Source organism: Paenibacillus sp. J22P218 (assembly GCF_056269195.1).
Map to the genome: position 1 here is coordinate 149,404 of NZ_JBWDNL010000007.1, position 22,462 is coordinate 171,865.

The window sequence follows — 22,462 nt, forward strand, 5'->3', positions numbered from 1 at the left end:
ACGACTTCTGCGCCTTCTTTATTGGTAGGCGAACAATTTGATTTTCAGCAACGTAGGCTTCTCATACCGCATGATCGCAACCTCGTCCCCATTCAGCCTCCGAGTCATTTGCCAATTCCCTTGTTCAAAACGACCTTCCTCCAGCGATAAAATATCTACGTTAGGCTTTGCCGGATTTGCGGAGAACGGGAAGACGGCACAGCCGTTGGCAATGATATAAAACTCGTCTGCGGCCCTCTTCAGCACAAGGCACACCCCGTCTTTCCGAGTCAAAAGGGGCATATTCATCATTACTTTGAAGCCATACTCCCCGAACATCAACATGTCCCGTTCCGGACGCTCGACGATCGCGGCCTGCAAATCCGATGTTCCGTATTTTTCCGTCAATAACGGCATCATGCTGTTAATCGTTTTGTTATACCATGCGTATTCCTCTACGTTTTGCGGTGTGTTCAACATGGGATCGGAAACATCCACGCCGAACAGATAGCTGTCAATGGCAGTGAACGGTTCTCCCATATCTTCAAAACCGAACGGTGCAAATCCCAACGCATGATAATGCCCAACCACATAAACGAGCCTCGGGCCTGCGTAGCTATGGGTCGCCGTCTCTGGAATAAAGAGAGGATTATTCAACTTGACGTACTCGTCGCACACGTCGCAGAAATTTTGTACATAAATATCCGGTGCGATTACATCCACATGAGGCGCGCAGTATTTCCACACTTCCATCACCCGAGATACCGGGCCGCCGCTCGGATACTTTCCGGCCTTCTGACCTTTGTCCAACCAGCAGTTGGCCATCATAGGCAGGGAATAAATCTCCTTGCCGGCAGCAGCTACTTTATCTATATAACTTGCAACGTGATACGCACTGAATACCTCCTCCGCTACATCTCCGAACACCGCCTGCCAGTTACCGCTCTTCGCGCCATTCTCGACGGCCTGGCGCACATCCGAGGCCATGGTCCCGATTTGCGTATTCATATAATCGACGAACAGCTGCGGGACATCCGCTTCAAACAAGGCGTCGGCCGCATCGGAGTGTTCTCTCGCCGCCCCTTGCAGCCCCGGTTCGTTCTCCACCTGAATCATAATAACCGTCTGCTCTTTTTCGTCCACTTGTTTGATATGCAACATCAATTCCCGAAACGCTTTGGCATCAGCCGCATTCGTTGCTTCGCAAAGATAGGACAATGTCGTATAGGACATCCCATGGAAATCCTTTAAATTGGTCTTCTTCTTGCCTTTCTCGACTTCTGCTCTTTGGAAGCGTTCCATATCCGTCTTGACCCATGAAGGAGCATAATAGCACTGCGCGTTTTTCCAGGCGCCAAACCACAAGAAGCCAATTCTCATCCCATGCCTTCTCGCCTGGCCGATTAGCTCGTCCACCAGTCTGAAATCGAATACGCCTTCTTCGGGTTCAACCATTTCCCAAGTCACGGGCAACAATAAACTGTTCAGGCCGAGCTTGACAGCTTTTTCCCAGATGGGTTCCATATATTCAGCCGATGATGAGCTTGAATTATGGACTTCTCCCGCCAACATAATAAACGGTCTTCCTTGATCGACTAGCAGATGTTCTTTTCTTTGCATCACTTGATTCAACATGTAAATTCCCCTCTTCATGTAGATTAATGGTATTTACGACTCCGCCATCCCGCGAAGAATCGCCAACAACTCTTGCTGCACAGCGATATCTCTTGCAAGACGAGGAAGAGCGGCAGGTCGTCCAAGCTCGAAGTACATTCCGCTCCGGCCGTCATCGGCCGGCGAGGTTGCCGCTTCGAATATGCGATCGGCGCCCTTCTCAGGCGGGACGAAGTACCAGCGAATCAACCGGAACCATACAGGCATCGCTCCGCCAAGAGACATCGGCGTGCGGGTTGGCCCCGGATCGGCAATCCGAAGAGTTATCCCATCCTTCGCATAATCGCCTGCCATCGCATGGAATGCCGCGGCTGTTGCCAGTTTCGTATGAGAGTAAGGCTGGAACCTCCTGAACTTATTGGGCTTGCGCAGTCCTTGAGGATCAAAATTGCGCGCCATTCTCATCCCGCTTGAACCGACGGCCACGACGACGGCATTGTTCGCGGACGCTAATTGCGGCCGCAGCAGCTCGGTCAACAAATACGGGGCGAACGTATTCACTTCGTAATGGAGATCGTTGCCTTGAACGGATAGCTCGAGTCGCTCCGTTACGACACCTGCATTATGGATGAGGAGATCGATAAATTCATGAGTTCTCGCTACCTGCTCGGCGGCCCTCCGTATGTCCTGATGATTCGATAAATCGGCTTGAATCAATTGCACGGACACCGAAGGAGCAAAGACTTGAAGATCACGCAGCTGCCGGATCGCACGATCGGAGCTCCTGTTAATGACAACCAGGTCATAGCCGGCGCCGGCAAGCCGCTTGCTCAATTCGATTCCGATGCCGGAATAAGAAGCCGTTAGAACAGCGATCGGACGTCTTGTGCCCAGCTTGTCATTCATGTATTTATCCATCCCCTTTCGTCCTTTGTTTCATCATATCTTCTCGCTCTTGGGAGGACTAACGGTTAGACGACATGCTGAATAACACTTTCACGACCAATCGTAAACGGCTGACGCCTAAGAAAAAGAGGCTGCCGCATTAAGCGACAGCCTCTTCCTTGGTTAACCGGGCTGATTACGAAATTCCGTCGGCCCTGTTCCTACATATTTTTTGAATATTTTTGCAAAGTGGGAGAAGTTCGTGTATCCGACCGAAGAAGCGACGGTGCTGACGGACACGCTCGTTTGGAGCAGCAGTTCCTTCGCTTTATTTATCCTTTCCAATAGGACGTAATCCGAAATGGAGTATCCCGTTTCTTTTTTGAAAATTCTGGATAAATAATCAGGATTCAAATACACCTGTTCAGCGATCGTCTCTCTCGACAAGTCTTGATCCATGTTGAGCACAATGTACCGTTTAACGGTTAGAACGACCGTATCGTTTTCCTTGACCGCATCCGCTTGATACATGGCTTTGTTGACGGCATGATGAACCCAGGCAATCATATCGGTAACGGAACGCCCAGCCAGCTCCGATAAGCGTCTTGACAGTTCATCCCCGAATAACTGGTGAGCCTGTATGCCATTCGTGTTCAGAAACGTATACAGAACCTGGATAAAATTTTGATTAAATTGATGCAGCGTTTCCGCATTGATCTCATGGTTGCTCACGAGTTTGTCGATGTATTTCTCTACTTCGTGTTTGACGGCTTCCTTCGTACCTGACTTCAATAAAGAAGACACAGCGCCGAGTTCAGGCAGCTCAGCCGGGTAATCCGCTTGCACAGCACGGTCGAGAGGCAGTACTCGATTGAAGTATGCAACGTTGTTCCGATCACGCTCCCGTAGCGCCGCGACCATTCCGGCCATCTCATGCGCTTCCGCGGAACGTCCCAAATAACAGGATTGGTTGCAATAGAAATAGCGATGACAAGACTCCACATAAAGACCCGCGGCTTCCCTTATTCTTTCCTCGTTCCAGGGGATGTCCCTTTCCGACATCAGGATCACGAGCAGCAACCCTCTGTCGAGCTGAAAACAGATTCCGTTATCGTGGCTCCCGATAAGCATCTCTTCAGCGGCATTTTTAAGCGCGTATTCCAAAATTTTCTCGTCTCTGCGCTTCATTTCTTTGTTCCAGCGCTGGATGGAAATCAAGATCGGAAAGAACACCGAATCCTCCGTAATAGGGATATGATGCTGCTCGACCTGCTCCCGGATCGCAGCTTGATGGCTGGGGATTGAATGATGGATCAGATCCAACCAGAAGCGTTCGATGATGAACGATTGATGCTTCTGCCACAATTGATGGAATTTGACGTTACGGGTGTTTTCGCTGTTCTTGTCGATTACGGCCTGAGCCTTTCGAATCGCGATCTCCAGCTCCTCCGCCAGCACCGGCTTAAGCAAATAGTCTAGACTGCCAAGCGTTAGCGCTTCTCTCGCGTATTTGAAGTCGGCATGGCTCGTTAGAAATATCGTGACCGTGTGCGGATAATGCTCCCTTACCCAGGTCAGCAATTCCAGACCGTTCCCTTGCGGCATCTCGATATCGCATAACAGAATATCGATTCTTGCGCTTTCAAACCATTCTTTCGCTTGCCTAATATTATTGGCGGTATATAGCTCCGAGATTCCGAGTTTTGGCAAATCGAGATCCGCCTTAACGCCCTCAATGGCATGAATTTCGTCGTCGACGATGAGCAAGTGATCATTCATTGCTTTACCTCCATCAGGGGATTAATCGGGATAATAATGAATACAGTCGCGCCGCCGCTTTCCGAATCGTTAGCGAAACGAATGGATACCGAATCTCCATACAATAAATTCAGACGTCGATGAACGTTCCATATTCCGGTATGCTCTCCTCGTTCGTTTTCGACGCTTCTGCCCGCCTGCAGCTCGCGAAGCACCTCTTTGCCGAATCCGCTGCCCGTGTCTTTAATGCTGATTCGCACCCAGGTTTCGCTGTTTTCGTCCAGAAAGTCGATCCTTACGGAAATATGGACGAGCCTGTCCATCGTAACCGCGTGTTTAATCGAATTCTCGACGAACGACTGAATGACGAGTGGAGGAATCGGCGTATCCGTCAAGTAGTCGGGAGCTTCAATGGACCACTTCAGTTTCTCCGGAAAACGCAACGCTTGAATTCCCAAGTAGTTGCGGGTGTGCTCCAGCTCATCCTTCAAAGGGACGAATGTCGTATTGCTTCTAAACATGTAACGAAAATAGTGAACTAATGACCGCGTCAATTTCATCGTCAATTCATAATTTTTGACCTTAGCCAAATTGTAAACGATATTAAGCGAATTTAGGAAAAAGTGTGGGTTAACCTGCAACTGCAGCCGCTGCAGCTCTTCCTTCTGCTTGTTTAGCTGTTCTTCATAAACGTTGACGCGAAGCGTTTCGATTTCCGTCATCATGGAGTTGAACGATTCTCCGAGTATTCTGAACTCCTCCGAACCGCCCTTTTGCATGTTAACCCTAACGCTCCAATCCCCGCTTCTGACCTTCTTCATCGAGATAAGGACCCTGTATAACGGCACAAGTATGGCCTGTCTGATGGAATATAGTCCCATCGGGATAAAAAGCAGGGAAGATGCGGTAATGAACCATATGATACCTTGCAAATAAGGCAGTCTATCCAAGATGTGGTGATCCGGTATGACGGCAACCAGCTTGAAGTTGCCTCTGACGGAAGCCGAATCGACGATCAAATATTTCCGGTCGGAACCGGTCAAATAATAGTCGCCTTCGCTTTGGTGCAACCGAATTTCGTTCTCGTCGACAAGCTCCGTGTCCGTAATCGGTTCTCCTTCGTCATTCGCAAGCAATACGCTCCCCCCTTCTCCGATCTGTAGAGATTGGAGGGGCGCCAGTACTTGGTCGGTTCTCACCAAGCCGCCTAAATACACGCTGCCGGATCGGACGATATCGATGAAATAATCGTTTTGCCCAATCCGGGCGTAATGCCATCTTTGCGTTGAATTACCCGGAATGCTGCCGGATTGGATCAGATCGGAGACATACTCTTGAATGTGATCCTTTTCCTCAAACGTTAAATTTTGCGTCTTATTCACATCCATAAGCTCCTGCCTTTTATCCGCATAAACGAAAAAAGAACTTAAGGAATCGTATAAAGGAATATCCTTGCTCAATTTATTAAACAAATACACCTTCGAACTGTAATAATCCGCATCCGATTCGGCCTGATCAAGAGAAACCAAATCAATGCCCGATAACATGGAGTTCAGATAGGCATCCACATCGTTTAATCCGGAATCGATCTGGTTCATATACAGAGTCAGCATGTTTTTATACGAATCCGCGACCTGTTCCCTAACGACATCAATGGCATAAAAGTTGTTATATATCAGCATGCCAAGCAGCGGTCCCGTCATGATCAGCACGCTTAAGATCAACTTGAAATTCAGGGAACCCCGTTGCCGCAACAATCCGTTTATCTTCATGCTCCTGGCTCCTTAATCCGTTTCCTCCATCTTATACGAAATGAAAGTCCAAGCGCCACAACCTCGTGCAAGGCTGCGGCGTTTGGACCTCTATTGCGATCAGCTTACCCTTTTACGGCACCGATCATAATTCCTTTAATGAAGTACTTTTGGAAGAACGGGTAGGCGACCAGAATCGGCAACACGCCGATTACCGCAATGGCCATCTTAACCGAGTCGGTCGGCATCTGCTGCATGGCCTCGCCCGCGTTGGCGGTCAAATTGGTCGTAATGAACTGAATATCTTGCATAATTCGGTTAAGCAGATTTTGTACGCTGAACAGCTCGGGGTTGGTAATGTAAATCATCCCGTTCTGCCAGTCGTTCCAGTACATGATGCAGGTAAACAAGCCGATTGTCGCAACGACAGGAGTCGACAGCGGCAGTACGACGGACCAAAGCGTCCGGTACTCACCCGCTCCGTCCAGCTGCGCCGATTCGATTAACGCCGGCGGCACGGTCGACTGGAAAAACGTTCGCATCATCATGATATAAAAACCGTTCGTGAGCAGCCCGGGTACGATAAGCGCCCAAATCGAATTTTTCAAATCGAGCAATTGGGCGTAGACCAGATACGAGGGAACGAGCCCCCCATGGAACAGCATCGTAAAGAAAATAATGAACATGAGCAAATTTCGGTGCGGCGTTTCTCTTCTGGAAAGCGGATAAGCCAGCAATATCGTAATGGCCAACCCCACTACGGTGCCAAAGACCGTAACGAATACCGTAATCCCGTAAGCTCTGGCGATGTCCGAGCCTCTGTCCAGCAAATATTCATAAGCCGACGTACTGAACACTTGAGGAATGAAGGAATAGCCGTGAGCGGTAATCGCATTCTGATCCGTCAAGGATGCCGATATGAGCAGCAGGAACGGAATGAGACAAACGGCGGCGAATAGAAACATCGAAATATGGCTGAACCAGGTTATAAATCTATCTTCGTTTTTCATATTAGGACCTCCTTAGAACAAAGCATTATCTTTATTTGAACGCCTTACGACAAGGTTCGCGACGATGACGAGGATAAAGCCGACGATCGATTGATAGACGCCCGCCGCCGTGGACATTCCGATGTCGCCTGAGCCCATCAGTCCTCGGAAGACGTAAGTGTCGATCGTGGAAGTCGTCTCGAACAGTGCCCCGGAGTTCATCGGCACCTGATAGAACAATCCGAAGTCGGAGTAGAAAATTCGTCCGATATTTAGCAGTGTCAGCATGGTGATGACCGGTACAATAATCGGCAACGTGATGTGGCGGATTTGCTGCCAGCGGGTAGCGCCGTCAAGTCTGGCCGCCTCGTAATATTCTTCGTCAATGCCAAGCAGCGCTGCGAAGTATACGATGCTGGAATAACCGATGGCCTTCCAGAAATGGACCAAGGTCAGAATCCAAGGCCAATACTTATTTTCCGTATACCACGAAATCCCTTCTTCGATGCCTAACCATGGCAGCACCGTCCGGTTAAGGAACCCCGTGTCCGGGCTTAAGAAAGCGAAGCCGAGATAACCGACGATAACCATGGAGATCAGATGCGGCAGCGTGATGATGCTCTGGTACGTCTTAACCAGCACCTTGCTCTTGATTTCGTTCAGCAGAATCGCTGCGGCCAGCGAAAGCACCGTTCCTAGAATAATGAACACGAGGTTATAGAGAATCGTGTTGCGCGTTATGATGTACGCATCCGTAGTCTTGAATAGGTACTCGAAGTTGGCGAATCCAACCCAATCGCTCTGCAGAATGCCTTTGGCAAAGTTCACGTCCTTGAATGCAATGACGATCCCGAGCATAGGGAGATAGTTGTTGATTAGAATGTAAAGAAGACCTGGAATCATCATAATCAGAAGCGGCGCATATTTCCGATATTGGGTTTTCCTTTTGAGTGGTTTCTTTACTGCTTTTTGGGCATTTACCGCGGAGGCTTGTGCCATTGTCGTTCCCCTTCCTGTTCATCTGTTTTCTATTTCTGACTATCCTTATCATACGGGATGGCCGTACGGCCAACTAACGGAATGACGACTTTTTCGATAACGGTTTGACGACTTTTCCCCCCGCTTAATTTTGAAGCCGGATCCTCTCCAGGATCCGGCTTCTAATGCTCTTATATTGAATTATTCCTAGCGATGCTTCCTAGATGATACGCACTCGGTTTGGGTTTTCGTTCTTGCGTTGACCGGTCCACTTCAATCAATCCGAACGTCTTCGAGAAGCCGAGCTGCCATTCGAAATTATCGAGCAGAGACCAGTGCATATAACCAATGACCGGAACTCCTTCCGATATACAAGCTTGTACGCCTTTCAATGCTTGATCAATGAAAGCAATGCGGCGTTCATCGTTGTCCGTCGCGATTCCGTTTTCCGTGATCATAATCGGCTGCTTCAAATGCTTGGAAACGAAACGAACGGCTCCCCCAAGCGCTTCCGGATAATACTCGTTCCCCATCTGGGTCTTCTCCGCATCCGCGGGAACCGGCAGAAGACCATCCGGACCGTATACCATGCGGGTATAATTTTGCAAGCCAAAGAAATCGTCGTCTTGCAGGTAAGGAAGAAACCGCAGAAACTCTTCGTGATAAGCTTCAGCCGCCAGCTCTTCCCCGCCTGCGATCGATTGAATGTCATACAGCGACAAAGACAATCCGATCCGGGTATTCGGACTCACCTGACGAATCGCGCTTCTCGCCTCCGTGTGCGACTTGAAGATGACCTCAAGCCCTTTCTCCGTGCGGGCACCGAGGAAAGAGTGCACCTCTTGCGGATGTACGCCGAATGCTTGTCCTAACGCCATGAAATATTTTTGCATCTGGCTCATGCTATCCGTATTGATGCCAACTTGGGCTTGGCCTCCCCCGGATTGATGCCGCTTTATGATTTTCGCGATTCCGATAGAGATATTCGCTTCATTGATCGTGCAAACGTAAGGGATTAATTCGCCTAATTCCCTCATCACATGGGCGCAATAACGGGCAAAACGGGCAGGCGTCTCAGACGACTCCCAACCGCCAGCGCGAATGAGCCATTGCGGCGTCGTGAAATGATGCAGCGTGACAATCGGCGTTACATTCGAGCTTTTGCATGCCAACAATACGTCCCGATAATGTTCAATGGCTGCCGGATCGAAACGCCCCTCTTCCGGTTCAATCCTCGCCCATTCGATGGAGAATCTATACGAATTCAATCCGAACGAGGAGAGCAGCGCAATGTCTTCCTTGAACAGCCGATAGTGGTCTACGGCGCTGCCTGAACGCTCCTTAAAAATCGATCCCTCCAAATTTTCCATAAGCCAAAAATCGGAGTGGGTATTGTTTCCTTCTACCTGATGAGCGGCCGTCGAGGCCCCCCAATAGAAACCATCGGGAAAACGACTTGTCATATTGAATTTCTCCTCTCTAGTGTTGTCTATACTCTCTCATTCATCATATTCAATTCCCGTAGGGCCAACTAACGTTATTGCGACTAATCCGCTAACGGTTTCACGACTTCCCAAGCCGAAGACGTCATTCCGGCAAACCAAAAAAATTCCCGTTCGTGAAAGAACGGGAATCCATGTTATTCGCTAAGCTAATGACATGATCGTGAAAAAATCCATCGGTTTATCTTCCAAAGGGACATAGTTGAAATAGTCGAAATGGGCCGGTTCATGCGAGTTTCTCCCATTTCCGGTCGCATACATCGCGAAGAACACGCCGGTAAAGCCGCCCGCGACTTCCTTGGAGAGAAAAGCTGTCTCTCCCTTGCCAATCACAACGGGTTCCTTGCCGGGAGCAGCATACGTGAACGTGTATATTACTTCGTTCGCTTGTACACCGAGAATAACCGTCGGTTCGTCGTAATCCACTTCCGCTTCGAGAAGCGACATGCTTCCGACACGGCGCCTAAGGACAAGCTTAGGCTTGCCGTCCTTCATCGTCTTGGCAACCTCGTAATGGAATTTCTCATTCATGAATACGGCAAGTCCGGCCTCTTCGCCGTCGTTCATCGGCCCAAATTCGATTAGAGTCTTGACCTCGCAATTCAGATGCTGCTGTCTGCGGCCGACGAACACCGGCGATTCTTTGTCGTTCAAGGTGCAGGCCTGCCCCCTGAGCGTCAACCATCCCGGCCGGTCCGTCAGAGACCACGACTCCGGGACGGGGTTCCGGTAAAAATTCCAAGCTGGCCGCAGCTTGTTCGAATCAAAATCATCGCGTTCTACCCACTCGGCAGAATCTCCTAACGGCAAGCTTCCGGCATCGTGCTCAAGCTCGACTCTGCCGTCATTGCCGACAACCGGCCATCCTTCTTCGTTCCAAGCGACGGGCGCCAAATTCGTCTCTCGGCCCAGAATATGGCGTTTCGCGTTAGCGACCGGCCGGATGCCTAGAAACAGGCACCACCAGCTGCCGTCTGCTGCTTGAACGAGATCGGCATGTCCCGTCCCCTGAATCGGCTTAGGCGTGCTTCGATTGGAGAGGATCGGGTTCGCCGGATTGCTCTCGAACGGACCGTACGGGCTGCGGCTCCGCGCGATCGTTTCCATATGTCCGTATTCCGTTCCGCCCTCGGCCACCATGAGATAATACCACCCGTTAATCCGATACAAATGCGGACCTTCGGGGTGGCTTCCTCCCGTACCTTCCCATATCAGCCGCCGCTCGCTTAATAATGTCCCGCTTGCGATATCGATCTCCGCTTGGTAAATACCTGCGCTTTCCCCATAAAAGTTGGCCGTACCCGTCAAATACACGTTGCCATCTTCATCGAATAACAAGGACGGATCTACGCCGCCCCATCCTTCAAGATAGATCGGCTCAGACCAAGGCCCTTCCGGACTTTCCGCCCACACATAGAAGCTTTTATGGATGGAAATGTTCGTCGTAATGACGTAGAAGCGCCCGTCGTGATAACGAATCGTTGGCGCATAAATCCCTTGGGAATATCCCTGCGGGAGCATACCCTTGAGCGGAAGTTGACTCTCTCTTGTCAACACATGCCCCAACTGACGCCAGTTTATCAAGTCCTTGCTATGAAAGATCGGAATGCCCGGAAAATAATCGAAGGAGCTCGTGACCAGATAGTAATCTTCTCCTACCCTGCAAACGCTGGGATCGGGATGAAAGCCCGGGATAACCGGATTTTTAAATGATGCCATAGCTTATTCCCCCTCAGTTATACCTTGATTACGACACTTTCTGTGATGCCGCTGTCGTTGAAGCTATCTATCCTTACATAGGTTTCCTGCCCTTTGACGAGTCCTCCTATTCTTACGCTCTGTTCGAAAACCTGGCAGCTGTGATACAGCTTGTCAGGCGCATATCCCCACTCCACAACGTAGCCGGTACCGTTACCCTTCCAGCTTACATCAAGGTCGAGATCGCCTACGCGATTTACGGTAAGTTCCGTTGCCTTCTCGGGGGCCTTGCCGCTGCCAAGTCCGAATATTCGCAATCCGGATACGCAGGCAGCCTGTCCATATGGAAGAGCCACTACTGTGAGTCTAATATATCTTGCCTTTATTCCCTTATCGTTGACTACTAAGTCATGGGGAAGATCGGTGTTAACGTCGCTCTTGTCCTCGATGACGAAGTAGTTACTGCGATCTGCCGAGCCCTCAAGTTTCCATCGCGTCGGCTGCGGAGTTTCATCAATCCATCGTTGCTCGTGCAGCGCGCCCTTAAGTTCTGCCCCCTCTGGAAGAGGAAGGGAAAAACCATCGTCTGCAAAATTAATCTGTACCGCATGAACATCGTATTCTTTGCCGAGGTCTACCTCTATCCACTCGCCCGGCTTGTTCGAAGATGCCTTCCACCAGGTCTGCACGTTTTCATCGGTTACGCTGGTTTGGATTTTACCCTCCGCACAAGATGAAGCCTTCGCCGTTTTGCCGAAGGAGAGAAGCATCCATTCCGGCTTTGCCCAAGGGTCGAGCTTTGCCTGCTCTACACTGATCGGCCAGTCCCCGTATCGCTGGTTGCAGAACAGATCCCCGTCATGATCCCAGCCGGCCGGCCAAATGCCAATGCGGCGTTCGAAATGGTGGTTCTTGTTAATGCGCATGGTGGCGATATGCCACAGATTCCGATATTTATCCTCCATAGTGGAGCCGTGTCCGGCTCCAGGGATAAATCCACCAGGCTTATAGGAATACGGATTGTTCTTTGCAAGCTTGAAAGGGCCCAGCGGGCTGTCCCCCACGTAAACCCCATCTCCATACACGTTATAACGCGAGCCGGAACTTGCATATTGCAGATAGTAGATGCCATTATACTTATTCATCCACACTCCCTCGATATAAGGCGCACCTGTGATGTATGCCAGTGCCGAATTTTTCAGCTCTTCTGACATACCTTCTGAACCTTGCTCAAATCCTTTTAGCATTTCGGCAATTTGTTCGGGTGAACGCGGTGGCACATGGTTTTCCCCAGATCTTTCATAGCCAAGATCGTTGACGTTACTGACGATCAGCTCTTTTTTCTCGCCGATAGGCATCATGTCTGCAGGGTTGAGTTCTATGCCATAGAGGGGCAAGGTCGGTGAAGAGCCCCAGTAAAAATAGATTCGTCCGTCATCGTCCGCGAACAGATTCGGATCCCAGAATGGGAATGCGCTCTTGATTTCTTCGAACTTGTCGCTGAATAAATCCTTCGTACGGTAAAAGCTACAGCTTTCGTGTGAAGATGCGCAGAAATATACATAGTCGCCAACAACTCTAACGTCAGGAGCGTAATCGTAGGCCGGCAGGCTTTTAAGAGAATAGAACTTCCATTCTGCCATGTCGTCGCTGTACAAGAAACCGCAGGTCATCGACGGGAATATATAATATCTGCCCATAAACATAATCATTGACGGGTCGGCTGCCTCGCGGGAAACAGAAATTTCGCCGCCCATGTTTTTGTTGAATTGGTACTTGTAGCTGATGTTAATCGGATTGCATAAATAATTTATATTCTGCATCATATTTAAATCCCTCACTTTTGTAGAGATTCGGTGTCGTAATAGAATGCAGGGCCTAATGAATGACGCTTCGAGCGACGCATCGATCCGATCAAGCTGCTTCAGATCGATGCGTCCAAGCGTTCCATTAAGCCCTGTGCTGTCTTAGTGGTCGAACCCTCTTGCCTTTCTTATTTATTCAATGCCGCCCACTCGTCCAACTGCTTTTGCTTTTCCGCGATGACTTTATCGATCCCTGACGACTTAAGCTTCTCTCTGAGCTCTGGAAGTTTGTCTGCCGGATCGAAGGTTCCCGACTCCAGTGCTTTTCTATATTGTTCGATTACGTTGTTGAGAGCTGTAATTTCGTTCTTAACCGGCTCCGAGTTGAATGCAAAGCCAAGCGCTTTCGATTTGATCGCTTTTTGATTCGCTTCCGCCGTTAATTCCCATACATTCGGCAAGTCAGAAGTCCGAATATAGCCGATGGATTGGTTAGGCACCATCCATGTTTGAAGGGAATATCCTACCGTCGTCGCTTCTACGCCTTCCGGATAATCAATCGTGGATTCGTTTACCTTCACATAGTGTTTGCCCTCGATGCCCCATAAGAACAAATTGGTAAGATCCTTATCCGTATACATGAGGTCCAGGAACATCATCGTTCTTTCAGGATTTTTGGAATTGTTGGAGATTGCCCATAATCCCGCCGTAGCATCGGTTGTTGTCGCATAGGTGTTCGACGAGATCGGTACAGCGATGAGTTCTTTGCCTGCTGCGGCGCTTTGTACTTCCGCCCCTCCGACCTTAAGACCGTCGAAGTAAGAAAAGGCTTTGCCCGCCTTAACCATTTCCGTGCCGTTGATTTGGCTTGTAGCTGCGTCTTTGTTGATATAGCCCGCTTTAAACCAGCTGTGCATCTTGTTCAAGTAGTCTTCGTACTCTTTGGACTCAAATATGTTTTCAATCTTAAGCCCGTTGTCGAATCCAGGTAGAACACCAAAACGATTACCCAGTCTGTCATATTCACCATACTTATCCGAAGGAACGGATAATCCTACCGCAAACGGTACAATGCCGGGCTCATTGTCCTTAATCGTCTTAAATATCTGATCCAGATCATCGAGTCCTTTGATGGAGGTTACATCGATCTTATGTTTTTCCACCAGCGCTTTATCCATGAGGATCGAATTTGTTCCGGTTGTATAGTCCTTGTATACAGGTACGCCGTATGTTTCTCCTTTAAGCTTGGCGCTTGCCAAATATTCGGGTCCAATCGCTTGTTTGATGCCCTCGCCGTATTGATCCAAGAGACTGTCCAACGAAATAATTTTCCCTGCTGCCATATCGGCGCTGTAGCCTTGGCCAAATTCGAACAACAAGTCCAGCTTCTCGCCGCTGGATGACATCAAATTCATTTGCTGCGTCCATGTGCCGATGCTGATCGGCAAAATCTTTACGGTTGCGTTAATTTTCGCTTTCGTGATCTTGCTCATTTCTTCCTGAACCAGCCCAATATCCGCCGGTGTTGCACCAATGATTGGCAACGCAAGCGTGATTTCGAAAGGATCTTTTATTGCTTCGTTCGAACTACCGCCGGACTCCTGGCCCGTATTCGACGGATTGTTTGTTGCAGCGTTTTTTTCGTTGTTGTTAGACGACGAGCATGCGCTGAACAACCCCATCAACATGACCGCTGCAAGTGTCAAAACAATAAACCTCAAATTCTTTCTCATTGCAATCCCCCTCATTTATCGTTAGCTTACACCTTCATCGTATCGCTATGCCCTAATGCCGACTAACACTTTGACGACTTTTCTGATAACGCTTTCGCGACTTGTTCAGATTACGAGATGTGCTCATTCATGAATTTTGCGCAGAAATGGTAAAGCGATACTCGCCGCTTCCCGCCGTAAAGAGGATTCGTCCATCTTCGTAACGCGCATCCGGGAACTCCTCGAATCCGCTCTTCAGGTCGTCATGATTCCCCGGAAGCATGATCGTCGCCGTCGTATTGGCCGGCACTTCGAAACGATAGGCGATCCCTTGTCCCGTCTTTTCCCAGCTCGACCCAATCGTACCGTAGAGGGATTCGAACGTAGCGGACGCCTGAGTAAGCGTTCCTCCATGCAACGGTTTCAAAATAAAATGCTTATAGCCTGGCTCATCCCAAACCGGGCGGATTCCGGCTATGCCCGCGAAGAGAAAATCGCATACGGCTCCGTACGAATAATGGTTGAGCGATCCAGACAACTCGCCGTCCTCTTTCATTCCTCTCCAGCTTTCCCAGATCGTCGTCGCCCCCTTGCTGACGGCATACAGCCACGACGGGCACGATTGTTGCTCCAGCAACTTGAAAGCAATCTCCGCATATCCGTAATCCGCCAGCACTTGAAGAATGAACGGCGTCGACAGGAAACCCGTATTCAGATGAAAGTCTTGCTCCGCGACCAATTGTGCCAAGCTGTCTGCGACGGCTTGTTTTTTATTATCATCCGCTAAATTAAATGCAAGCGTTCGGACATTCGGCGCTTGCCTACCTTCAAGAATTTGACCGTCTTCTTTAATAAAATACTGATTGTAGACACGCTTGATTTTGCCGTATAGCTCCCGATACTTCGTTTCTTCTTCGGCTTTTCCAAGCACCTGCGCCATTTCGGCAAGCATTCTGGTGGAATAGCCAAAATAAGCCGTGGAAACGTCAGGGAAGCATCCCCCCGTTTTCGTCAAAAGCGCAGCCAGATCCGTAAATTCCGTGTCGGTCTCCAGCCACTCTCCCCAATGGAACTTCGTATCCCACACATAATTCGCGTCAAGCTCCCCGCCGGTATAATTCTGATAAACCGGGGTGTCCTTAAATCGTAGATTCGATTCTTTCGCGCTTGCGGCCATATAATCCACCCACGCCTTCGCGGAATCGAACTGTTTCTCCAGAATCGACTTGTCGCCATAGCATAGGTACATGGTCCACGGGATAATGACGGCCGCATCTCCCCAGCCTGAGGAGCCGTCGAGCATGCTGGCCACTCCCGGCTTGCGAAACGCCATCATCGGATTGGTGCTCGTCTTGGAAAGCCGCTCATACTCAGCTAAGTTGTGGTATCCGATTACAGTAGGTACCGTGCTTGGCACCGATCCGTCTTGGAACTGCTCGGCTGCTAGATCGGCCATCCACTTCTCGAAGAAAGGATACACATTCATGAAATCGGACGACGTTCTGGCATAGACCTGCGCATCCCCCGTCCATCCCGCCCTCTCCCGTGTCGGGCAGTCGGTAGGAACCTCCATAAAGTTGCCCTTCTGGCTCCATATCGAGTTGGATACGAGCTGATTGATCGACGGATTCGAGCAGGTAAACCCGCCCGTCTCTTCCATATCGGAATAGACCGCAACCGCCGAAAAGTTATGCGGATCGATGGTACCCGGATAATTTTTCAGCAGAACGTAACGGAAGCCGAAGATGGCAAACTGCGGGTGGTAGCTTTCCACACCATTGCCCGCTAGAATGTAACGAACCTCTTGGAAATCGTCCAATTCTCCATGTCCCGCAAGATTTTGCAACGTGAAGTTTCCGTTCTTATCCAACGCTTCTCCATGGATGAGAACGACCTCCGTACCCGCGCCTCCCTGAACCTTCATATCGACCCAGCCGGCGATATTTTGCCCGAAGTCCAATACCGTTTCTCCGTTCGGCGTCTGCAGCACTTTAGGCGTGAAACGTTCTTTCGTTCTTACGGGCACACTGTTCGTTCCGATTAAATTGTCGTATCCGTCCTCCGTGACGGCGACTTGTTCCCATGCGGAATCGTCATACCCCCTCTTGTTCCATCCTTCGATATCGATCGTAGCGTCGTATATTTCTCCCGCCTTCATATCCGTCTTACGCAAAGGTCCGCGGGACGTCGTCTTGAAGGAATCGTCGCTGGCGATGATGTCGCTGCTGCCGTCCTCGTAGGTCAACACCAGTTGTCCCAAAAAAGCCACTTTATAGCCGAAGTTGTTTTTCAGGCTGGCCCCGCCAGTAGTCCCTCTCCACCAGCCGTCCCCGAGAATAACACCGAGCGCATTCGCACCTTCACTCAGAAGGCTAGTCACATCATAGGTTTGGACCTGGTGCCTCTTGTGGTAGGAGGTGAATCCCGGCGTAAACAAGTGGTCCGTACCCTGGGTCCCGTTCAAAAAGAAGCTGTACAATCCCCTCGCCGTCAAGTAGGCTCTTGCCGAGACGAGGCCTTTCTTTACGTCGAACTCTCTCCGTATATAAGGAGCAGGCTTATAAGCGTCGATGTCTACCTCTTTCTCCGGATCGATCCAACGTCCCTTCCAATCCGAAGAGTGTAACAATCCGGTTTCGAAATACGCAGGCTCGCTGAACGGCGATTCCTCTCCTTTGTTGTTCCATACTTTAACCCGCCAATAGATGCGCTGCATCGATTGCAATTCGGTACCGGCGTACAAGACATGCTGCGATTGGCTCGTATCCAGCTTCCCGCTGTCCCATGTTAAGTTAACGAAACCCAAGGTTTCGGATGCTTGCAATTGATATGCGCATTGTAGCACATTTCCCCCATCGCTTCGAAGCTTCCAACCCAGACGAGGCTTGTCCGAATCCAGCCCCAATGGATTTTCCAGATATTCCGTTCGCAAAGACACTGCTTCTAGCATATTTGTAACCTCCTGTACCATTTCCGTTGTATTTCTTTCCTTCTTCACGATACCATTCCGGATTATACGCGGACTAACACTTAGCCGACTTTTTGGATGTCGTTATGACGACCATATAGGTTTAATAAAAAGTCGTATAAATTCCATCCGTAAAGTCGTAAAAGCGTTAGAGAAACAAGCCGGATTGTTTTAAGGTGGAGGTGACAGGTAAACGTTCAACATAGGAGGAGAATAGATGACGGATTTTTCCAGTGTAAAAGGGAAGGTTGCTATTGTCACAGGCGCTGCGGACGGTCTTGGCAAGTCGATTGCGCAATGTTATGCGGAGAACGGCATGAAGGTCGTCGTATCCGATATCAATGCCGACAAGGGATCGAAGGTCGCCGAGGAGATTCGTGCAGCGGGCGGAGAGGCAGTCTTCTTCAAATCGGATGTAAGCAAAGAGGATGAAGTACAAGGACTCGTCGATTTCGCTGTCGCGACGTACGGCCGATTAGACGGTCTCGTGAATAATGCCGGAATAGCAGCCGAGAGCAGGCCCACGCATGAATTCTCGGTGGCTGAGTTCGATCGATTAATGGCCATCGACTTGCGCGGCGTCTTCCTTGGGATGAAGTTCGCCGTCGAAGCGATTCTGAAGTCCAAGTCGACCGGAGGATTCATCATTAACGTTGCTTCCCAAGCAGGGATATTGGGCAACAGCTCCATGGCGACTTATGCTTCCGCGAAGCATGGCGTGGTCGGTCTGACGAAGAGCGCCGCCCTCGATTACGCGCCTTACAACATCTCCATCAATGCGATTTGTCCGGGAACGTTCCGAACCTCCATCTGGGGACAAGCACCCGAGGAAGTCGTTTCCCAATACGCGAAAATCCTGTCGCCAAGCGGCAAGCTTGGCGACCCGAAAGAAATCGGTCATTTGGCTTTGTTCTTAGCCTCAGATTTGGCGCGTTACATCAGCGGTTCGGCTATCGTGATCGATGCAGGCTCGCATGCGGGCAAGGTGACTCCCGTCCAATGGGCACATCCGGAAATTTTGGAGTAACCGGAATGAACACAGCTAAGGGGTTCCCCGCTATTGCCGGGAACCCCTTCTCATTGGTACTGTCTATTTTTTTATTCGGTTTAAAGCCGTGTTAAGCTCGAGCATCTTCTCTTTCGGAATCCTGCCTGCAAAAACTCTTCTAACCGTTAATCGGTTGACCATCTCTTGCATTTTGGCATCCATCTGAGGCGCCGAAGAAGCCTGACTATTCTCTGACCCATTACCCGATTGAGCTCCTGCCATTAGGTTACGTATTTCCTGTAAGATTAACGCTGCCTGAGGATGACTCGCGACATCTCCTACCTTATCATGGATGGAGTAATATCCATCCGGTGCAGTAAGCTCAAACCAGTTGATGATATCCCCATCTTCCTTCAGTTGCTTCATGCGGTAATCTTCATTAAAATACATCAACTTTCCTGATCAAGCTTTCATCCTCGCATTGTCCTGCTTTTGCAACCAGCCTTGTTTCTCCAGAGATCGGTACGTCGAAATAGAAGAAATGCACATCGCTGCTTTGTTTTCCAACACTTTTCCCATCGGCGAACAATTCAACTTCCGGCTGGTTGGAATATATCGTAACCTTGGTAACCTCCTCAACCCTGTCAACATATCTCTTGCCGCAGATATGAACGAACGGTTCGTCGGTCAGCCAAGCTTTGTAGGCATAGAAGGCATCTTTTTTATATTTTCTGTCAAAGGAAACGAGTCCTTTATGGTTGATTCCGTCCTTGCCGCCTTCCGCTCTTGCATCCGAGCCAAAATCAAACATATTCCAAACATGGGTTGCCCATAGATAAGGCCTTACAAATAATTGCTTGATTAATTCCTCATGATAATGGGCTTGGTAATCTTCCGTATAATCTCCCTTTCCAGGCGTTGAAGTATGCCAGTTGCATGCCGCCTCGCAACCGTATTCACTTAATCCGATTGGTTTATTCGGGAACTTCTCATGGAACTCGTCCATAAACAGGCCATTCTCGTGCGTTTCCCCAACATACCAGCCCAAATATAGATTATAGGAAACAACATCCGTTATATGGACATACTCTTTATCGATTGGACAATCTTTAATAACCGCTAAGGTCGTAAGTCTTGTTGGGTCCATTTCATGAACCATATCGTTTAAGATGCGATGATTCTTCACCATATCCTCGTCGTCCGCTCCAAGAATGGTTATTTCATTCGACAATCCCCAAACCGCAATCGAAGGATGGTTGTAATTCTGAATGAACAGTTCCTTCATCTGCGAAACGGTATTTTCTTTTCCTCCGACCATGTGGCACGCAATATAAGGTATTTCCGCCCATACGATCATTCCCCTTTCATCACACAGATCCAAAAAATACTGGTCATGCTGATAATGGGCAAGCCTTATCGTCGTAGCACCCATTTCGCAAATGAGATCCATGTCTTCCTTATGATGTTCCGGTAATAATGCATTTCCTATTTCCGGGCGGTCTTGGTGACGATTTACGCCGCGCAACGGGTAGCTTTCTCCATTCAGGAAAAATCCTTTCTCTGGGTCTACCTTGAAGGAACGGCATCCGAATTTGACATTTCGTCTGTCCAGTTCCTCTCCATTTTCAACTAATCTAACTTCCAAAGAATAGAGGAAAGGGTCCTTCCGTCCATTCCAAAGACGCGCCTGACTTATCGTAAATGTTACTCTTGTCTGCCAGCAAGCCTGTAATATTCACTCTCCATGTTGAATATCCGCCATCGTGGCGCCCTGCATGGCGCCCGTTCACATAAACATCCGCTGACGAATTAGCAGCTTGAAATTCAAGGTATACAAGCTGGCCGGCAGACAGATCGGCCTTGCTAAGCTTTTTGGCATAATAACAAGTTCCCCGGTAATAATCGTTTCCGCCGTCTTGCCCGTCCTTTCCATTCCACGTATGGGGAAGGTCCACCGCTTCCCAGTCAACCGGAAGGTCCTGAGGAATATCCAAAGCCGTTTTTGAAAAATGCCATGCTTCATTCCATAGTTTAATCATTATACGATCTCAACTCCCTTGCATACTTCGCCCTCTGTGATCCCAACTTCATTGAAGCTATCCACTCTTACATAAACCGGTTCGCCTTTGATCAACGCTTTAATGGTAAGCTGGTTGACGCCGAATACCATATGACTGTGATACAGCTTATCCGGCGCATACCCCCAAAGCACGTTGTATCCGACGGCATCGTCAAGCTCATTCCACGTTACGGAAAGGTCCAATTCGCCTAACCGTACTGTTTGGACGGCAATTGCTTGTTTCGGCTGCTCCCCGTGTCCGATCCCGAACACTCGAAGACCGGAAATGCATGCGGCCTGGTTAAAAGGGAGCTCCTTGACGGTACATCTGATATACCGAACCTTTGCTCCGCCTTCTATTACAACAAGATCATGCGGTAAATCGGAGCCCGCTTCCGATTTGTCTTCCAATACGAAATAGTCGGTTCCGTCAACCGAGCCCTCCAGGAGCCATCTGGTGACATGCTTCCGCACGTCGAGGTATCTTCTTATTTCTCCGACTTGCTGTAAAGCTGCTCCCTCGGGAAGCGGAAGGTTCAACTGATCGTCCGCGAAATTAATTTGTACGGCATGCACGTCGCAAGCCTGCTTCAGATCAACCTCAAGCCATTCTCCAGGCTCATTGGTTGCTGCTTTCCACCAGCTTTGAACATTCTCATCTGTAGCCTTCGAAGCCTCTTTACCATTTTCACAGGAAGATGCCTTGGCCGGCTTGCCATAGGAGAGAAGCAGCCACTCCGGATTGCTCCATGGATTCATGGATGCTTGGTCGATCCGAATCGGCCAATCGCCATAGCGTTGATTGCAGAATAATTCCCCGTCTTGATCGAAACCCGCCGGCCATAGCCCAATCCGTCTTTCAAAAATATGGTTAACGCTCACTCTCATCGTCGAAGCGTGCCACCAATTTCCGTGCCGATCCTCCATGGTCGATCCATGTCCCGCTCCTGGCAGAAACCCTCCTGGCTTATACGAGTACGGATTATTTTTCGCTAGCGTAAATGGCCCGAGCGGGCTGTCCGAAATGTAGACCCCGTCCGCATACACGTTGTATTGCGTCCCGGGCGCGGAATACTGGAGATAGTATTTGCCGTTATGCTTGTCCATCCACGCTCCCTCGATATACGGATCTTCATTCCCGAGGGACTTTCGGATGATTTGCAAGAACTCCTCCGTAACGCCGGGATTCATTTTCGCGTAGTTCTTAACCATCTCCTCGACTTCTTCCGGAGGCTTAGGCAAGTGATTTTCGCCATTTCTTTCATAGCCGATATCCGCAGTATTGCCCTGCACGAGGGCGATCGGTTCCCCGATGGGCATCATATTCCCTGGATTTAGTTCAACGCCGTAAAGCGGCGTGACATTGGAGCATCCCCAGTAGAAATAAATGCTTCCGTCGTCATCCAAGAACAGATTCGGGTCCCAGAAGGGAAACGTCCCTTCGATTTCTTCAAACGCGCCGTTAATCGGATCTTTCGTTCTGTAGAATGAACAGTTCTTGGATTTACTAGATGCGGAGAAATAAACGTAGTCTCCGATGACCCGAACATCCGGGGCATAATCGTAAACCGGCACATCCTTCAGCTGGTTGAAGGTCCAATGGGTCAAATTGTCGCTGACAAGAAACCCCGCCGTCATCGAAGGAAACAAATAATATTGGCCCTTGTACAAAATCATGGAAGGATCGGCCGCTTCCCTATAAGTGACGTTAAGTCCTCTTGAATCGGTGAATTGATATTTGTATTCCATATTGATCGGGTTGCACATATACGTCAT

At 49.5% G+C, this 22,462-nt stretch carries 16 protein-coding genes; 1 reads left to right on the forward strand and 15 read right to left on the reverse strand.

Annotated elements, in window-relative coordinates; translation table 11 throughout:
- Positions 1-18: 18 nt before the first annotated feature.
- From AC0YN0_RS26535 to AC0YN0_RS26585, 11 genes are all read right to left on the reverse strand, one after another.
- Entirely contained in the window at positions 19-1,614 is a 1,596-nt protein-coding gene (locus tag AC0YN0_RS26535; protein ID WP_475823974.1) for a GH35 family beta-galactosidase, read from the reverse strand.
- A gap of 33 nt (positions 1,615-1,647) precedes the next feature.
- Positions 1,648-2,499 (reverse strand): SDR family NAD(P)-dependent oxidoreductase, encoded by an 852-nt coding sequence (locus AC0YN0_RS26540; protein WP_475823975.1) that lies wholly within the window; start codon positions 2,497-2,499, stop codon positions 1,648-1,650.
- 162 nt (positions 2,500-2,661) lie between these two features.
- Positions 2,662-4,257 carry a response regulator gene (locus AC0YN0_RS26545; protein ID WP_475823976.1) on the reverse strand — a complete coding sequence of 532 codons (1,596 nt, stop codon included), beginning with the start codon at positions 4,255-4,257 and terminating at the stop codon, positions 2,662-2,664.
- On the reverse strand, positions 4,254-6,008 hold the full coding sequence (locus tag AC0YN0_RS26550) for a sensor histidine kinase (RefSeq protein WP_475823977.1): 1,755 nt from the start codon (positions 6,006-6,008) through the stop codon (positions 4,254-4,256). The genes AC0YN0_RS26545 and AC0YN0_RS26550 overlap by 4 nt, the downstream gene beginning before the upstream one ends.
- Before the next feature lie 104 nt (positions 6,009-6,112).
- A complete protein-coding gene (locus AC0YN0_RS26555) occupies positions 6,113-6,997 on the reverse strand; it encodes a carbohydrate ABC transporter permease (protein WP_475823978.1) in 885 nt (294 codons plus the stop codon).
- A 12-nt stretch (positions 6,998-7,009) separates the two neighbouring features.
- Positions 7,010-7,975, reverse strand: a complete 966-nt coding sequence (locus tag AC0YN0_RS26560) for an ABC transporter permease (RefSeq protein WP_441945881.1) — start codon at positions 7,973-7,975, stop codon at positions 7,010-7,012.
- Between the two features lie 170 nt (positions 7,976-8,145).
- Complete coding sequence (locus AC0YN0_RS26565) at positions 8,146-9,417, reverse strand: glycoside hydrolase family 1 protein (protein WP_475823979.1); 1,272 nt, start codon at positions 9,415-9,417, stop codon at positions 8,146-8,148.
- Positions 9,418-9,600: 183 nt separating this feature from the next.
- Positions 9,601-11,175, reverse strand: coding sequence for a glycoside hydrolase family 43 protein (locus AC0YN0_RS26570; RefSeq protein ID WP_475823980.1), 1,575 nt, complete (start codon positions 11,173-11,175; stop codon positions 9,601-9,603).
- Positions 11,176-11,192: 17 nt separating this feature from the next.
- Positions 11,193-12,980, reverse strand: coding sequence for a family 43 glycosylhydrolase (locus AC0YN0_RS26575; protein ID WP_475823981.1), 1,788 nt, complete (start codon positions 12,978-12,980; stop codon positions 11,193-11,195).
- A 167-nt stretch (positions 12,981-13,147) separates the two neighbouring features.
- On the reverse strand, positions 13,148-14,692 hold the full coding sequence (locus AC0YN0_RS26580) for an ABC transporter substrate-binding protein (RefSeq protein ID WP_475823982.1): 1,545 nt from the start codon (positions 14,690-14,692) through the stop codon (positions 13,148-13,150).
- Positions 14,693-14,819: 127 nt separating this feature from the next.
- Complete coding sequence (locus AC0YN0_RS26585; RefSeq protein ID WP_475823983.1) at positions 14,820-17,621, reverse strand: family 78 glycoside hydrolase catalytic domain; 2,802 nt, start codon at positions 17,619-17,621, stop codon at positions 14,820-14,822.
- Between the two features lie 235 nt (positions 17,622-17,856).
- Between AC0YN0_RS26585 and AC0YN0_RS26590 the strand changes: the two genes are divergently transcribed.
- Positions 17,857-18,666: an SDR family NAD(P)-dependent oxidoreductase gene (locus AC0YN0_RS26590; RefSeq protein ID WP_475823984.1), complete on the forward strand. Its 810-nt coding sequence runs from the start codon at positions 17,857-17,859 to the stop codon at positions 18,664-18,666.
- Between the two features lie 63 nt (positions 18,667-18,729).
- Here the strand turns inward: AC0YN0_RS26590 and AC0YN0_RS26595 are convergent, their stop codons facing one another.
- From AC0YN0_RS26595 to AC0YN0_RS26610, 4 genes are read right to left on the reverse strand one after another with little or no spacing between them, the layout of a single operon-like run.
- Complete coding sequence (locus AC0YN0_RS26595; RefSeq protein WP_475823985.1) at positions 18,730-19,053, reverse strand: hypothetical protein; 324 nt, start codon at positions 19,051-19,053, stop codon at positions 18,730-18,732.
- Positions 19,054-19,066: 13 nt separating this feature from the next.
- Positions 19,067-20,362 (reverse strand): glycoside hydrolase family 2 protein, encoded by a 1,296-nt coding sequence (locus AC0YN0_RS26600; protein ID WP_475824134.1) that lies wholly within the window; start codon positions 20,360-20,362, stop codon positions 19,067-19,069.
- On the reverse strand, positions 20,262-20,666 hold the full coding sequence (locus AC0YN0_RS26605; RefSeq protein WP_475823986.1) for a glycosyl hydrolase 2 galactose-binding domain-containing protein: 405 nt from the start codon (positions 20,664-20,666) through the stop codon (positions 20,262-20,264). The genes AC0YN0_RS26600 and AC0YN0_RS26605 overlap by 101 nt, the downstream gene beginning before the upstream one ends.
- Positions 20,666-22,462, reverse strand: a complete 1,797-nt coding sequence (locus tag AC0YN0_RS26610; RefSeq protein WP_475823987.1) for a family 43 glycosylhydrolase — start codon at positions 22,460-22,462, stop codon at positions 20,666-20,668. The genes AC0YN0_RS26605 and AC0YN0_RS26610 overlap by 1 nt, the downstream gene beginning before the upstream one ends.

What these genes read in the sequence shown, in the direction of transcription:
- AC0YN0_RS26545 (WP_475823976.1), bottom strand. Translation starts at nt 4,257, where the DNA reads ATGAATGATCACTTGCTCATCGTCGACGACGAAATTCATGCCATTGAG.
- AC0YN0_RS26540 (WP_475823975.1), bottom strand. Translation starts at nt 2,499, where the DNA reads ATGAATGACAAGCTGGGCACAAGACGTCCGATCGCTGTTCTAACGGCT.
- AC0YN0_RS26585 (WP_475823983.1), bottom strand. Translation starts at nt 17,621, where the DNA reads ATGCTAGAAGCAGTGTCTTTGCGAACGGAATATCTGGAAAATCCATTG.
- AC0YN0_RS26575 (WP_475823981.1), bottom strand. Translation starts at nt 12,980, where the DNA reads ATGATGCAGAATATAAATTATTTATGCAATCCGATTAACATCAGCTAC.
- AC0YN0_RS26560 (WP_441945881.1), bottom strand. Translation starts at nt 7,975, where the DNA reads ATGGCACAAGCCTCCGCGGTAAATGCCCAAAAAGCAGTAAAGAAACCA.
- AC0YN0_RS26580 (WP_475823982.1), bottom strand. Translation starts at nt 14,692, where the DNA reads ATGAGAAAGAATTTGAGGTTTATTGTTTTGACACTTGCAGCGGTCATG.
- AC0YN0_RS26535 (WP_475823974.1), bottom strand. Translation starts at nt 1,614, where the DNA reads ATGTTGAATCAAGTGATGCAAAGAAAAGAACATCTGCTAGTCGATCAA.
- AC0YN0_RS26610 (WP_475823987.1), bottom strand. Translation starts at nt 22,462, where the DNA reads ATGACGTATATGTGCAACCCGATCAATATGGAATACAAATATCAATTC.
- AC0YN0_RS26570 (WP_475823980.1), bottom strand. Translation starts at nt 11,175, where the DNA reads ATGGCATCATTTAAAAATCCGGTTATCCCGGGCTTTCATCCCGATCCC.
- AC0YN0_RS26550 (WP_475823977.1), bottom strand. Translation starts at nt 6,008, where the DNA reads ATGAAGATAAACGGATTGTTGCGGCAACGGGGTTCCCTGAATTTCAAG.
- AC0YN0_RS26565 (WP_475823979.1), bottom strand. Translation starts at nt 9,417, where the DNA reads ATGACAAGTCGTTTTCCCGATGGTTTCTATTGGGGGGCCTCGACGGCC.
- AC0YN0_RS26595 (WP_475823985.1), bottom strand. Translation starts at nt 19,053, where the DNA reads ATGAAGCAACTGAAGGAAGATGGGGATATCATCAACTGGTTTGAGCTT.
- AC0YN0_RS26590 (WP_475823984.1), top strand. Translation starts at nt 17,857, where the DNA reads ATGACGGATTTTTCCAGTGTAAAAGGGAAGGTTGCTATTGTCACAGGC.
- AC0YN0_RS26605 (WP_475823986.1), bottom strand. Translation starts at nt 20,666, where the DNA reads ATGATTAAACTATGGAATGAAGCATGGCATTTTTCAAAAACGGCTTTG.
- AC0YN0_RS26555 (WP_475823978.1), bottom strand. Translation starts at nt 6,997, where the DNA reads ATGAAAAACGAAGATAGATTTATAACCTGGTTCAGCCATATTTCGATG.